General features: G+C 53.2%; 14 protein-coding genes. 5 read left to right on the top strand and 9 right to left on the bottom strand.

Annotated elements, in window-relative coordinates; translation table 11 throughout:
• Position 1 precedes the first annotated feature (1 nt).
• The 6 genes from C8N40_RS08450 to mbhE all read right to left on the bottom strand — a co-directional run bounded on the left by C8N40_RS08450 (position 2) and on the right by mbhE (position 5,589).
• Complete coding sequence (locus tag C8N40_RS08450; protein WP_108211334.1) at positions 2-271, bottom strand: MrpF/PhaF family protein; 270 nt, start codon at positions 269-271, stop codon at positions 2-4.
• A complete protein-coding gene (locus C8N40_RS08445; protein WP_108211333.1) occupies positions 268-768 on the bottom strand; it encodes a Na+/H+ antiporter subunit E in 501 nt (166 codons plus the stop codon). The genes C8N40_RS08450 and C8N40_RS08445 overlap by 4 nt, the downstream gene beginning before the upstream one ends.
• Before the next feature lie 11 nt (positions 769-779).
• Positions 780-2,306 (bottom strand): proton-conducting transporter transmembrane domain-containing protein, encoded by a 1,527-nt coding sequence (locus C8N40_RS08440; protein WP_108211332.1) that lies wholly within the window; start codon positions 2,304-2,306, stop codon positions 780-782.
• An 80-nt stretch (positions 2,307-2,386) separates the two neighbouring features.
• Positions 2,387-2,740, bottom strand: a complete 354-nt coding sequence (locus C8N40_RS08435; RefSeq protein ID WP_108211331.1) for a Na+/H+ antiporter subunit C — start codon at positions 2,738-2,740, stop codon at positions 2,387-2,389.
• Positions 2,741-2,743: 3 nt separating this feature from the next.
• Positions 2,744-3,286 (bottom strand): MnhB domain-containing protein, encoded by a 543-nt coding sequence (locus tag C8N40_RS08430; RefSeq protein ID WP_108211330.1) that lies wholly within the window; start codon positions 3,284-3,286, stop codon positions 2,744-2,746.
• Complete coding sequence (gene mbhE, locus C8N40_RS08425; protein WP_108211329.1) at positions 3,283-5,589, bottom strand: hydrogen gas-evolving membrane-bound hydrogenase subunit E; 2,307 nt, start codon at positions 5,587-5,589, stop codon at positions 3,283-3,285. The genes C8N40_RS08430 and mbhE overlap by 4 nt, the downstream gene beginning before the upstream one ends.
• Positions 5,590-5,733: 144 nt before the next feature.
• Between mbhE and C8N40_RS08420 the strand changes: the two genes are divergently transcribed.
• Complete coding sequence (locus C8N40_RS08420; protein WP_108211328.1) at positions 5,734-6,657, top strand: universal stress protein; 924 nt, start codon at positions 5,734-5,736, stop codon at positions 6,655-6,657.
• Between the two features lie 142 nt (positions 6,658-6,799).
• Here the strand turns inward: C8N40_RS08420 and C8N40_RS08415 are convergent, their stop codons facing one another.
• Complete coding sequence (locus C8N40_RS08415; protein ID WP_108211327.1) at positions 6,800-7,870, bottom strand: alanine racemase; 1,071 nt, start codon at positions 7,868-7,870, stop codon at positions 6,800-6,802.
• A 1-nt stretch (position 7,871) separates the two neighbouring features.
• Positions 7,872-8,324, bottom strand: coding sequence for a GNAT family N-acetyltransferase (locus C8N40_RS08410; RefSeq protein ID WP_108211326.1), 453 nt, complete (start codon positions 8,322-8,324; stop codon positions 7,872-7,874).
• Between the two features lie 507 nt (positions 8,325-8,831).
• Here C8N40_RS08410 and C8N40_RS08405 point away from each other — a divergent pair.
• Positions 8,832-10,088, top strand: a complete 1,257-nt coding sequence (locus C8N40_RS08405; protein ID WP_108211325.1) for an aspartyl protease family protein — start codon at positions 8,832-8,834, stop codon at positions 10,086-10,088.
• Between the two features lie 2 nt (positions 10,089-10,090).
• On the opposite strand, the gene C8N40_RS08400 is transcribed toward C8N40_RS08405, so the two are convergent.
• Positions 10,091-10,387 carry a hypothetical protein gene (locus C8N40_RS08400; RefSeq protein WP_108211324.1) on the bottom strand — a complete coding sequence of 99 codons (297 nt, stop codon included), beginning with the start codon at positions 10,385-10,387 and terminating at the stop codon, positions 10,091-10,093.
• 574 nt (positions 10,388-10,961) lie between these two features.
• Between C8N40_RS08400 and C8N40_RS08395 the strand changes: the two genes are divergently transcribed.
• The 3 genes from C8N40_RS08395 to argC are packed head-to-tail and all read left to right on the top strand — an operon-like array spanning position 10,962 to position 13,873.
• Positions 10,962-11,648, top strand: a complete 687-nt coding sequence (locus C8N40_RS08395) for a GNAT family N-acetyltransferase (RefSeq protein WP_245905046.1) — start codon at positions 10,962-10,964, stop codon at positions 11,646-11,648.
• A 30-nt stretch (positions 11,649-11,678) separates the two neighbouring features.
• Positions 11,679-12,881 (top strand): argininosuccinate synthase, encoded by a 1,203-nt coding sequence (locus C8N40_RS08390; protein WP_108211323.1) that lies wholly within the window; start codon positions 11,679-11,681, stop codon positions 12,879-12,881.
• Positions 12,869-13,873: an N-acetyl-gamma-glutamyl-phosphate reductase gene (gene argC / locus C8N40_RS08385; RefSeq protein WP_108211322.1), complete on the top strand. Its 1,005-nt coding sequence runs from the start codon at positions 12,869-12,871 to the stop codon at positions 13,871-13,873. Before C8N40_RS08390 ends, argC begins: the two co-directional genes overlap by 13 nt.
• The last annotated feature ends 139 nt before the right edge of the window (positions 13,874-14,012 follow it).

Here is a 14,012-nt window from a genome sequence, read left to right as displayed (position 1 = left end):
GTTACTTGGTTATCCTCATGATGTAATAGGCAAAAGAGATGGAGCCCAGAAACCCGAACAAAGACAGGATGATGGCGACATCTATAAAGTCCTCGTTGTTGGTAAGCTCGGTGAAAATGACGATGATGCCGATGACGTTGGCCACAAACAAATCAAAGGCCGTGACGCGGTCGGGCAGCGTTGGGCCTATGGCGAAGCGGATGGCGGTGAGCAGCAGGCACACGCTCTGCATCACAATCCCCACAATCAATGTTATCTGAAATATACTCATGCGGTCAGTTCCAAAATGCGTCGTTCGTATCCGTTCTTGATGTGTTGCTTCAGGCTTTCCAGATTGCCATGCTTGAGGTACAAGGTGTGCACATAGAGCGTGGTGCGGTCTTCGCTTACATCTATACTCAGGGTGCCGGGGGTAAGGCCAAGCAGGTTGGCAAGCAACGAGATCTCCAGGTCCGTCTTGACTGTTAAGGGAAAGGCCATCACCGTGGGTTGGATCCGGAACCGGGGTGTGATGATGTCGTAGGCTATTTTAAGGTTAGCGACCAGAAGCTCCTTGATAAAGAAAAGTATAAAGTACAGCAGCTTGGGCAGTTTACGGAAGTAGGTGCGCCTGTAAAAGTATGTGCTCAGCCAGAGTGTCCCCATCACCGCCGCAAAAAGAAGGGTGGCGCTGATGGCCGTGTATGGAACGCCGCTGGTAATGGGATGCTGAAAAGCAAAGTATGCTACAAAAGCGGCCAGGATGGTGTGGATCAGAAGTAGCCTCATATTTAGTTAATTTAGTTAGCAGCCTTTTTGGGTAATACCGTATTTGTATACGGTTCAATGTGCAGGAGGCGCTCGGCTGCCCGCTCCGAAAGCCTGACAAGCGGCCGGGCATACACCCCTATCAAAAGTATAACGCCCAGCAGCATGGTCACGGGCAAGTATAACTGCCACAGGCGCAGCGGATTTACCGGCGTCACCAGGCTCCCTTTGCGTATAGACACAGGCCTAGGTTTCCAGAAAACCTCATTCCAGATCTTGGTCATGGAGAAAAGGGTGATGATGCTCACAAACAGCGAAACGCCTACCAGCACATACTGCCCGGCTTCCAGGCCCGCCCGCGCCAGCATCAGCTTTCCCCAGAAGCCAGAGCTTGGCGGCGTTCCGGCCAGACTCAGTGCCGATAAGATAAACAGCACCGACAGCATAGGCTGCTGCAGGTACACGCCGCCCAGCCTTTTGAGGGAGGAGGTTCGGTAGCGCTGCGCCACGATGCCGCTTATCAAAAACAGGTTCGTCTTTACCAGGATGTTGTGCACGATAAAGAACACGCTACCCGCCAGGGCCAGGGGCGTGTATATGGCCAGCCCCATCAGCATATAGCCTATCTGGCTGATGATGTGGAAAGAGAGAATCTTCTTGAAATCGGTTTGAGCGGCAGCGCCCACCACTCCGATGAGCATGGTCAAGGCAGCCAGTACAACCATCAGCGGCAGCATAAACCCCAGGTCAGAGATGAACAGGAGCGTGAACAGGCGTATCAACGTATAAATCCCAACCTTGGTGAGGAGCCCGGCAATAAAGGCCGAAATAGCAACCGGTGGCGTGTGATAGGAGGCCGGGAGCCAGAAGAACAGCGGGAAAATGGCCGCTTTGATGCCAAATCCGGTCAGGAAAAAAACGCTGACCATACTTAATAAAGGCAGGTTAGGATGCTCCGGCTGCCGCACCAGCAGAGCCAGTTCCGCCAGATTAAGCGAGCCGTACAGGCTATACATCGTGCCGATGCCCGTCAGCAGCAGCCCCGACGCCAGAAAGTTGATGGTCACGTACTTAAACGTGCCCTCCAGTTGCCCCTTGGTGCCCCCCAGGCTCAGCAAGGCAAAACAGCAGATCAGGAGCAGCTCGAACCACACGTACAGGTTAAACAAGTCCCCGGTAAGGCAAACGCCGGACACCCCCATCTGCAGCAGGAGCAAAAGTGGGTAATAGCCAAACCGCCTGCGTGTGATGTCCAGCCCCTGCAGCGAGAACAGGTAAACTGCCAGCCCGATGACGCCGGCCGTTACCAGTATGAGGGCACTGAGCACGTCCGCTGCCAGGGTAATGCCAAAGGGGGCAGGCCAGTTTCCTATTTGTGTTGAGACCACCTCTAGGTGAAGCACGCGCCGCAGCAGGAGCACACCAGCCACCAGCCACGCCACCTGAAAAACACCTGCCAGTATGGTCTGCCACTGTTCCCGCTGCCAGAAGGCAAGGCAAAGCAGCGCCCCGTAGAGTGGAAGCAACAAAGGCAATACGAGCAGTAAATCTGATGGCATATAGTAGGTTGAGCGTGATGATTCTGTTGCGTAAACGCAGCTATACCAGGTAAGGATGCTGCGGATGGTGTTGGGGAACGTTAGTGATGCTCGTTTTCCTTGTTCAGGTCGTCGACGTTGTTGGATTTAAAGGTCATGTATACCCTGCGGATAAGGACGATGGAGAAGGCCTGTATGCCGAAACCAATGACAATAGCCGTGAGCAGCAGGGCCTGCGGAACGGGGTCAGCGTATGGCTCCACGGCTACCTCGTGCTCGCCGCTGATGATGGCGCTGCCGCCCCGGGTAAGCCCCCCGATAACGAATAAAAACAGGTTGGTGGCCAGCCCGAAAAGTATAAGCCCCAGGATAACCTTAAACAGGTGGCGGTGAAGAATAAAGTAAAGGCCCACAGCGAACAGTGTTCCGACCATGAGCGGCAGCAGGGTTTCCATTTTTTATTCTTTAGACATTGTGAACACCATTTTCAGCACCATCCCCAATACCAACAAGTAAACACCTGCATCAAAAAGCAAAGGGGTGCCCAATGCGCCAATAATCGGTATCTCGGCTTCCATCCACCAGGAGGTCATGAAGGGCATGCCCCGTAAGAGCCCCAACAGACCACTGGATGCGGCCAGGAAAAGCCCGGTGGCCATCACGTAGGCAGGCCTGAGGCGCACGATGTGGTAGCGCCACTCCGGTTGCGGGTAGCTGGGAAGCCGGTTCCAGGTGTTTACGCTCAGCAGGCGCCACATGTGCTCGGGGGGGGTGTCTTCTTCAGGCTTTCCCTTGCTGTAGAGTTTCAGGCGGAAGTAAACGTTTACGGTCCTGTCCGAGCCGTGCGCCAGCACATGAAACACGAAAGCAATCGACCCAATCAACCCTCCGATAAAACCGCCGCCGGGGTGGTTGTGCCCACGCAAAAGGATGTAGAGCGATAAAATCAGGAACAAGGGCGTCAGGTAGCGTATGGTAGTAGCGAAAATTATGGTTCTCATGGTTTTTCTCCTTTCTCAGGATTAAGGCGCAGCAGCGAGAAGATTCCCAGCGCCGCCACGGCCAGTACGGTAATCTCGCCCAGTGTATCCAGGCCTCTGAAGTCTACCAGGATCACGTTCACAATGTTGCGCCCGTGTGCCTCCAGGTAGCTTGCCTTCCCAAAATACTCCCGCAGCTCCGAATCAACGGTTTGCTGCTGCACCAGTAGCATCACGTAGGTCATCAGGGCCCCAAAAACCACGGCGATGGCGATAAACTTATACTTCCTGAACTGGTGGGAGAGGTAGATGAAGGCCGGCAGCTTGTGCATGAGCAACACGAAGATCACCACGGTCAGCGTTTCGATAAGGAACTGGGTGGCTGCCACGTCCGGCGCGCCGAAGAGAATATAGAACAGGGCGGCGGAATAACCTATCAGGCCCATCACCACAATGGAGGTGAGCCGGGAGCGGGTGCCCATCAGGAACACCAGGGCCGACAGCACCAGGAAGAATACCACCAGTTCGTACAACCTTACCTCGTGCAGCTGATAAATCCTTTCCTGCAAATCCAGCCCCGGGGTGTCGCGCCACAGGGTAAACAGCAGCAGGCCGCAGAAAAAGATCATGATGTACATCACATAGCTGCGCAGATGCCCATTCTGCAGCCAAAGTATAAATGCGCTCGCCCCGTGCAGAAACAGCTCAAAAAACTTGTGGTAGAGCGCGTTTGGCCCAAAACGGTATAGCGGGTGAATGGTAGTGGCCCTGTTCTGCAGCGAGGGAAGGAAATAATAGGCCAGCAGGCCCAGCAGCAAGGTCAGCAGGCTCAGCCCCAGCACCGGGGTAAATCCATGCCATAGGGCCAGCTTCAGCTCCATAGCCGGGTCTCCGGAAACGGCCCGGACGGCCGCCTGCAGCAGGTTGGCCGGAACCACGCTTACCAGCAGGCCCAGCAGCAGCCCGCTTACTGCCAACACCAGCGGCGGCAAGTATAAACGCAGGTTGGGGTGGTGGTCGAACTGGGTTTTCTCCTCGCCCCGCCGCCAGAAAATACGGTAACTCATCAAAATCCCCACGGCTGCAAAGGCAGTGCCCGTCAGCAGGCTGATGCCCAGCATGATGTAGTTCTCAAGGGATGCCTCATAGAGCAGCTCTTTCCCGACAAAGCCCAGAAAAGGGATTACGCCGGCCATGGATAAGGAGGCGAGCGTGGCGGCGGTCCCGCTGTACTTCATCTGCTTGCCCAGGTAGTGCAGTTTGGTCAGGTCGCGGGTGCCGGCGCTGTGGTCGATGGTGCCGGCCACCAGGAAAAGGGTGCCCTTGTAGAGAGCGTGGGCCAACAGAAATACCAGCATCGCCTTCAGGGCGTAGTCGGAGCCAATGCCGAGCATGGTTACCAGCAGGCCCAGGGCGCTGATGGTGGTATAAGCCAGAATAGCTTTCAGGTCGGTGTGCTGCAGCGCCATTATGGCCCCGATGATAGCTGTGAGGCCACCGGCCAGCATGAGCGAGAAGTGCCATAAATCGGTGCCGGAAAGAATGGGCGTAAGCCTGGCCAGCAGAAAAACGCCTGCCTTGACCATGGTGGCTGAGTGCAGGTAGGCGCTTACGGGAGTAGGGGCGGCCATGGCATTGGGCAACCAGAAATGGAAAGGGAACTGGGCAGACTTGGTAAAGCAGGCAAGCAGGACCAGCAGCACGGCCGGAAGGTAAAAGGCATGTTGCAGTACCACTTCCTGCTGTCCCAGCATCTCCGTGAACGTATAGCTTCCCGTGGCAATACTTAAAAGCAGTAGGCCGCCCATCAACGCCATCCCGCCCAGCCCGGTAACCAGCAGCGCCTGCCAGGCTGCTACCCGCGCCTCCTTGTCTACCTGTTTGTACCCTATCAAAAGGTAAGAGCTAATGCTGGTGAGTTCCCAGAACACGAACAGCCCGAAAATATTATCAGAGGTAACAACACCCAGCATCGCTACCATGAACAGTGTCAGGTACAGGTAGAAGCGGCCCAGCAGGGGGTCTCCCTCCAGGTAAGCACTGGCGTAGAGCATTACCAGCATTCCGAAGAAGGAAATGAGCAGAGCGAACAGCAGGCTCAGCCCATCCAGCCGGAACTGCAGATCAATGCCAAGCTCCGGCACCCACTCAAATTTTTGAACCACCGCCTGCCCCTGCAGCACCTCGGGCACAAAAAAACAGTAGTATATAAAAAGCAGCAGGGGTAAGGCTACCATCGACACTACCAGGAAACGGCCCAGCACCCGCTGTAACTGCGGAGCCATAGCGGCCAAAAGGATGCCTGAAAGCAGACTGTAGAGCATAGAATTACGGTTTCTATATATTTATTTGTATATTCGTCTAGAAGAACTTTACATACCTGGCCGTAGTAATTTTGTTACGGATACAGGGGCCTGTAGGCTGTGTTAAATCATTTTTCGTAAGAATCAACATAAAAAATGACTACTATGAATACTATTAACCGACTGATGGTGGGGCTGGATCTCACCGCCATGGATGACTCAATGGTGGCGTATGCGGCCTTCATCTGTCGTGAGCTACAGATTCAGCATGTGTACTTCATACACGTAGAGAAGAGCCTGGAAGTACCTGCTGAGCTGGTAAAGAGCCTGGAACGCACAGGCCTTTCTATCGATGAGGGCATACGGGAGATGATCATGAGCAAGGTGGGGCCTGCATTCCAGGACCTGCCCGACACGCTTGTGGAGGTGTTGGTGGAGGAGGGAACCCCACTGAAGGAACTGCTGCACTGGGCCAAGGTTAAAAACATCGATCTGTTGCTGATGGGCCGGAAACTCCGCCTGCGTGGAACGGCCGTGCTAGCCCAGAAAGTGTTGCGCACAAGTCGCCGAAGCGTACTTTTCGTGCCGGAAAACATTGAGCCAAAGCTGCGCAACGTGGTGGTAAGCGTGGACTTCTCTGATTACAGCACCATGGCGCTGGAGCGGGTGCTACAGGTGGCCGAGCAAAAGCCGGACATCCATGTAACGTGCCTGCATGCCTACCAGGTACCCACTGGCTATCGTACACTGGGCATGTCTTACGAGGAGTTCGATGTGCGCATGCGCAGCTTTGCCGAGGAAAAATATAGAAAGCTGATACAGCGCTTCCCGCAGTTAGCTGAACGTTCCTCGCTCTCGCTTGTTCGTCAGGAGGATGACGCTGACATTGGGGAGCTGGTGGTGGTGGAGGCCAAGCGCCATCGTGCCGACCTGCTGGTAATAGGTGCCAAGGGCATGTCGGCTGCCGCCTTGTTTGTGCTGGGCAGCGTTACCGAGAAGATACTCCGCTACGACCTGGATATTCCGCTGTTGGTATTCAAGAAACGCGACGAGGACATGGGCTTTCTGGATGCCCTGCTTTCCGATTAATTTAACTTTAAAGTATAAACTACGCCCTGCTTCTATATAAGAGGCCGGGCGTAGTTGTTTCTGGACTCAGCTACTTAACTCGCAAATTTCTTTTTGGGAAGTATAAAACACGTTACTGTAAAGTATAAAAACAGCTCCCGGCTTAAACGACCTCCTTGACGATATAGCGGGAGTTAAGCACGCTTAAGGCGCCCATGTAGCGCAGGTTAAAGCGCAGCACATCACCCACTTTATAGTTCTGTGTGTTGTCGCCCAGCTCCACGATAAGCATATCCGAGCTGGCCCCAATCACGCTCACATCTGCATCTTTCGGGATAAGGAACCTGGGGTTTATATCGAGCAGGCCCACATCCAGAATGGCCCGGTGCGAGGTTTTGCCATACAGGCTTTCATCTACCTCAAAGGCCTCGCCGCTGGGGTTCTCGGCCAGCACGCCATTAGGCACCATGGGCTTCTCTGTCAGTTCAATAATTTCGGTATACAGCTCAAACACATCGTTGTGCATGTTCTCGAAAGTCTCGTTGGTGAAAAGGTTCAGGCCAAAGAACAGCGCCTCCCCAATGCGGAAATGATTGATTCCCTTTGGCATCAGGTGGTTGAAAAGCAAGGGGATGGTAACCGACGTTCCGCCGGACACCCAGGGAATCTGACGGTCAAACTTTGCCTCGATGATCTGCTTGTAAAGGCTCAGCTGAATGAGCTTGTCCTGGGTAGGCATCACGCCGTGCAGGCAGTTGAAGTTGGCTCCTAACCCGATAACCGAGATGTTGGGCAGCTCAAATACCCTGGCGTAGAAATCCACCAGCTCGTCGCCCAACACCCCCTCGCGCAGATCGCCCATCTCAATCATGATGATGATCTTGTGCAGTTTCTGCTGCTTCTCTGCCTCCTCAGATAGTAGCCTGATGATGTCAAGTTCCGTCTGAAAGCTTACATCCGCATACCTGATAATGTCGGGTATACTTTGCTTCGGTGCCGGCTTGATGTATACCGTCTGCACCTCGGGGGCCATGCTTTTGATAACCTTCAGGTTGGTTACCCGCGAGTCGTGTACTTCTTTAACGCCCAGGGCCAGTATTTCTTTCAGGAAAATCTCCTGTCCGCAAAGCAGTTTGGTCACCACGCCCCAGTCAATGCCGTGTTCCCGGAAAACGTTATCCAGGTGATTGTAATTGTGCTTTAGTTTCTCTCTATACAGTTTTAAAACTGCCATACTATTTCGTTAATCTATATTCCAGGTATTTATTTGTGAAGCCCAGCTTTTCGTACAGGTGGCGCGCCGGGTTCTGCGGCTCCACGTGCAGGGCAATGCTACCCGGCGTCTTCTCAATGGCCAGCTGCACCAGTTTTTTGCCCACGCCCTTGCCACGCGTGCTGCCGTGCACCGCTACGTAAACCAGGATGTTCTCGGGTATATAGCCGCTCATGCCGGTGTTGTTCAAGATAAGGGAGCCCACCACCTCGGTATTTTCCAGGGCCACAAACACGGCGCCGCCTTTCCCGGCTTCCTCCGACAGCGCATACGCCATGCATTTGGCAATATCCTCCCGCTTGTCGCCGTACTCATCCAGGTGCTTGAAGAGGAAATCCACCACCTTTTCGCGGTTTAGCCCGGCGTCATTCCCGGGAGTGAAGCAGTGGTAACTGATACCGGTGTTTTCAGACATGTTGATTTTTTAGTTTTAAGTATAAACGTCGGATAAATTTTAAAGGGCACCCAATCGATGCTGTTATCAGGCAGCGTTTCCTTTGGATTTATTAGTAAAGTATAATTTCAAGGAAAATGCCACACGTAAACCATACTTCAAGGTACGCATTCCGGAGGCAAAATTTGCCTCAAAAGGCATGAATACGCCTCCATGGGCTTTAGCGTATACTTTCGGCCTATAGTTTTTGTGCAAATGTTTTGCCGCCTGGCCGCGAGGCGTGTCTTGTGCTGGAAAGCCCGTCCGGTATACTATATTAGATGAATTCAATTCTGCAGCCTGGCGAAAAAAAAGCTTTTCCGCGCCTCGCTGGTGCAAAGAGGCCTACGCGCCGGATGCTACACCTGATTGCAGTAAATTATGTTGCAACACGCTATATTTCAAAGGGTAACGCTATCCGGTAAGGCCTCGCGGACGTATAACTATAAGATGCGTTAATTTCCTGTTTTACCTGTCACCTTCCAAGTCATGAGAGTAGCCGGTTATAGAGCCTTCATCTGTGCTTTCCTGCTTTTGCTCTTAAGCAATGTACAGGTATGGGCGCAGCTCCCACTACAACCCGACACTGCCTACCTGACCACCGGCCGCAATCAAATAACTCTTCCTTTTAAATTGGTCCATAACCTGATTGTCCTGCCGGTGAGGGTGAACAACTCGCAAAGCCTGAACTTTATACTTGACTCGGGGGTGCAGAACGTGCTGATCACGCATTTGCACTTTGACGATTCCCTGGACCTGCAACAGACTAACCGGATAAAGATACGGGGGCTGGGAGAGGGGTATACCATCGAGGCCTTGCACAGCGTGGGAAACAGCATCTCCATGCCGGGCGTGGCAGGCGAGAACCTGACTGTTTACGTGCTGCTGGAGGAGGTTTTCGACCTGTCGATGCGAATGGGCATGCCGGTGCACGGCATCATCGGCTACGACATCTTCAAAAATTTTATAGTGAAAATAAACTATAGCACGCAAACCATAACACTATATAAACCAGATTATAAAGTTAGAAAGAAGCGTAAGGCAGAAGAGTACGCCCTGCACATCGAAGACTCAAAACCATACCTGTACGGCTCTGTCCGGCAGCACAACGGCGACTCGCTTGATGTAAAGCTGATAGTGGACACCGGCGCCAGCCACAGCCTCTCGCTGTACCTGCCTACGAACGAACGCCTGTCGCTGCCACCGAAGGTTATGGAAGCTTACCTGGGCAGGGGCCTGGGCGGCGACATAAATGGTAAAATAGGAAGATTGCCGGGCTTCAGGCTGGGGAAGTATAAAATCGAGAACCTGACCGCTAATTACCCTGACGAGGAAGCCGTAAAGCACGCCTTGAACATCGCCGGCCGAAACGGGAACCTCGGTTCTGAAATCCTCAAACGCTTCACGGTCATCTTCGATTACCCGCACGAGAAGATTACCCTGATACCAAACCGAAAATTTAAAGAGCCCTTTAACTACAACATGGCAGGCTTTGAGGTGAGCACGCCGCTGCCCGGCATCAATTTCTATACCATCTCCAACGTGGTAGACGACTCACCGGCCAAGCTGGTGGGCATGCAACCCGGAGACCAGTTGCTCTACATCAATGGAAGAAGCTGCACCGAGTTGCAGCTGCAGGAACTTCTGAACATGCTCGACAGCAGGCCAGGAAGTAAATTGCGGCTCCGCCTGAAACGCGCCAAAGAGATAATCGACGTAAATGTGGTGCTGCAGAGTAAAATTTAGGCTTACTGCGCCGCGCCGCCTCCCACCTGTTGCATGTCCATGAAGATCTGCAACAAGAGCAACAGTACCGCAAAAACAATGAGCATGATGGCCACGTAGGTCCGCACACGCGGAATGGGCTTTACAAATTGATTGCCCTGCTCATCCACGCCCGTCAGGCGCAGGTCAGAAAGTATAAGCCCGTTGCCAAAGCTGAGCCAGATAGCCGCCATCAGGGCGTCGCTTGAAAAGAAAAGGGACACTAGACCGACCACAGAAAAAAGGATGCCGATGATAACTCTGATCGAGAGGTTTTTCATGCCATGAAAGTATAAATGCGCCCCACCAACAGAGAGGCCCAAACGTACGCAAGTTACTAAATTCGGGTTACTTTTGACTTGGTTAGGTATAACTACTGCCGGGATTTAAACTTGAGGAAATTCACATTATAACTTTACCGCTAAATCACATAATTTATTAAACAGAATGAATTAATATGTTGCAAAATACATTTCTATTCCGCAACCTTTGTGTTGCAAACAAGGGTATAACACCAAAACCCATTTTTTCTTTAGACAACTAAAATGAAAAAAAAGGCGCTTTTATCATCTTGCATGGTAAAACATACACCAGCCACGGAGTGTGCGGCTTTTTCTACCCTTTCACCGAGGGTAGTTTTAAGGACTACTATTCCAGCGGTCCGTTACAGGCGGTAGCCTGCAGCTTTTCTGACTTCCTATGCGGTAGTCATCTTCCACCCATTTATTTATTGCAATCCGATTGATAGCTGTCCGGCCCTGGCCTGTGCTGCTGTTTCGCTGCATTCATACTTTTTCCGGTAAATTTTTAAAGCTGTTTTTAGCCGTGCCTTAGCACTGCTATACTTTTCTGACAATGGACCAACCTGAATTCATCGTGACGGTTGCCCAAGGGCAACATATTATCTATGCGTTGCAGATCTGCAACGAGATGGAGTCTTCGGCTAAGGCACGCGGAACCGGTATTGCCAAGCGCTCCCCAGACTACATTGCCCAGAAAATGCTGGAAGGCAAGGCCGTCATCGCGCTGCACCCTGATGGTACCTGGGCCGGTTTCTGCTACATCGAGACCTGGGGCCATGGCAAGTATGTGGCCAACTCAGGACTTATCGTGTCGCCGGAGCTGCGCAAGAGCGGGCTGGCGCGCCGGATTAAGCAGAAGATTTTCGAGCTGTCGCGAACCAAATACCCCGATGCCAAAATTTTTGGACTCACCACGGCGTTGGCGGTGATGCGCATCAACTCCAGCCTGGGCTACACGCCGGTAACTTACTCAGAATTAACCGATGACGAGGAGTTCTGGAAAGGCTGCCGCAGCTGCGTCAACTTCGAAATCCTGCAAAGCAAGAACCGCACAAACTGCCTCTGCACGGCCATGCTCTACGACCCTACCAAGGAAAAGGACTATATTGCCCTTCCGGTGGTGGAGAAGCAGCCCGCCCCGAAGCAGAGCAGCGTGAACGAGCGCTGGCTGCGCCACCGCCAGAAGCCGGGCCAGCAGCCTGGGTGCAATACACCCGAAATGAGTAGTGTAAAAGTATAATTCGCATCATCAGCAAGTATAAAAAAGAACATGAAGAAAGTAGTTTTAGCCTTTAGCGGCGGCCTCGACACCTCTTACTGCGCCATCTACCTGGCACAGGAGCTCGGCCTGGAAGTATACTCAGCCATTGTAGACACAGGTGGTTTTTCGGAAGAAGAACTGAAAGAGATAGAGCGCAGGGCCTACGCAATGGGCGTAAAACAACACACCCACCTGAATGAAACGGAGCACTTCTACAACAGCTGCATCCGCTACCTGGTGTTCGGCAATATCCTGAAGAACAACACATACCCGCTGAGCGTGAGCGCCGAGCGCGTAACACAGGCCATTGCTATTGCCAACCATGCCAAAGCCGTAGGAGCCGATTACGTGGCACACGGCAGCACCGGCGCGGGCAACGACCAGGTGCGTTTCGACATGGTGTTTCAGGCCCTGATCCCGGAGGTGGAAATCATCACCCCCATCCGCGACAAGCGCCTCTCCCGCGAGGAGGAAATCACTTATCTGAAAGAGCACGGCGTGGAGATGGACTTCCAAAAGGCGCAGTACTCTATCAACAAAGGCATCTGGGGAACATCGGTGGGTGGCAAGGAAACCCTAACGTCGCACCTGCCACTGCCGGAGGAGGCGTACCCTACGCAGCTGAGCAAAACCGAGCCCGAGCGCGTGACTTTATACTTTGAAAAAGGCGAACTGAAAGGCGTAAACGAGCAGATTTTCGAGCATCCGGTACAGGCCATCCAGCACTTGCAGGAATTGGCCGCCCCCTTTGCCATTGGCCGCGACATTCACGTAGGCGACACCATCATCGGTATCAAGGGCCGTGTGGGCTTCGAGGCAGCTGCTCCGATGGTCATCATCAAAGCGCACCACCTGCTGGAGAAACACGTGCTCACCAAGTGGCAACTATACTGGAAAGACCAGCTTTCGGCTTGGTACGGCAACTGGCTGCATGAGGGCCAATTGCTCGACCCAACGATGCGCGACATTGAGGCTTTCCTGGAGAGCACGCAGCAGAACGTAACGGGTAAAGTGTTCGTGCAACTGGCGCCGTACCACTTCCAGGTACAGGGCATCGAGAGCGCACACGATTTGATGAGCGACAAGTTCGGCAGCTACGGCGAAATGAACCGCGCCTGGACGTCTGACGACGTGAAGGGCTTTGCCAAGATTTTCGGCAACCAGACCAAGATGTACCACACGGTAAACAACACAGCGGAATGGGCGGACTAAGTATAAAAGCAGGTATTGTGGGCGGCGCAGGTTATACCGGCGGCGAGCTGCTGCGCCTGCTCCTTAACCACCCAAACGTAGAGATAGCCTTTGTGCACAGCAACAGCCAGGCTGGCAAACCGGTGCACGACACCCACAGCGACCTGCTTGGCGACACGGATTTATACTTTACCGACGAGATGCAGCAGGACGTGGACGTGCTGTTTTTGTGCGTAGGCCATGGCGCGGCGAAGCAGTTTTTAGAGGCGGCGCAGCTGCCCGCAAGTATAAAAATCATCGACCTAAGCCAAGATTTCCGATGGAATGAAAACTTGAAGGAAAACATTGTAAGTGGTTGTGGGAGAGACTTTGTATACGGTTTGCCGGAGTTGCAGCGCAACGCTATCCGGGAGGCGCAGAACATCGCCAACCCGGGCTGCTTTGCCACCGCTATTCAGTTGGCGCTGCTACCACTTGCCGAGCAGAACCTGCTGACCGAAGAGGTACAGGTGAGCGGCATTACGGGCAGCACCGGTGCCGGACAGAGCCTGAGCGCTACCTCGCACTACAGCTGGCGCAGCGGCAACATCTCCAACTACAAAGTGCTCAACCACCAGCACCTGCACGAGATCCGCCGCACCCTGCAGGGCATGCAGCCAGGTGAGTTGCCAAGTATAAACTTTGTGCCCTACCGCGGGCCCTTTACCCGGGGCATCCTGTGCACCAGCTACACCCGTTGCCACTTGAGCCAGGCAGAGGCGGAGGCATTATTTGCCAACTATTATGACGGTCACCCGTTTGTGAGCATCAGCAGAAGCACGCCGGACCTGAAGCAGGTAGTGAATACAAACAAATGCCTGCTGCACCTGCAAAAGCAGGGTGAGTATCTGGTCATCACCAGCCTGATTGATAACCTCTTGAAAGGCGCATCGGGCCAGGCCGTGCAGAACATGAACCTGCTATTCGGGCTGGATGAGCAGGCCGGGCTGAGGCTGAAAGCTTCGGCTTTTTAATATCGTTAATCGTTACCGTTACTTGCTGTTCGCACCATAGTAATACGGAACAACAATTTAACATTACAACAATCAGCAATTTAGCTATGTACGTCGAGTATTTCCTTTATTGTTTAACCTCCTACCTCTAAACCATACC

The organism is Pontibacter mucosus (assembly GCF_003054055.1).
GTDB classification, from domain to species: domain Bacteria; phylum Bacteroidota; class Bacteroidia; order Cytophagales; family Hymenobacteraceae; genus Pontibacter; species Pontibacter mucosus.
The sequence above is the reverse complement of the archived record's forward strand: the minus strand, read 5'-3'. Positions and strand labels throughout refer to the sequence as shown.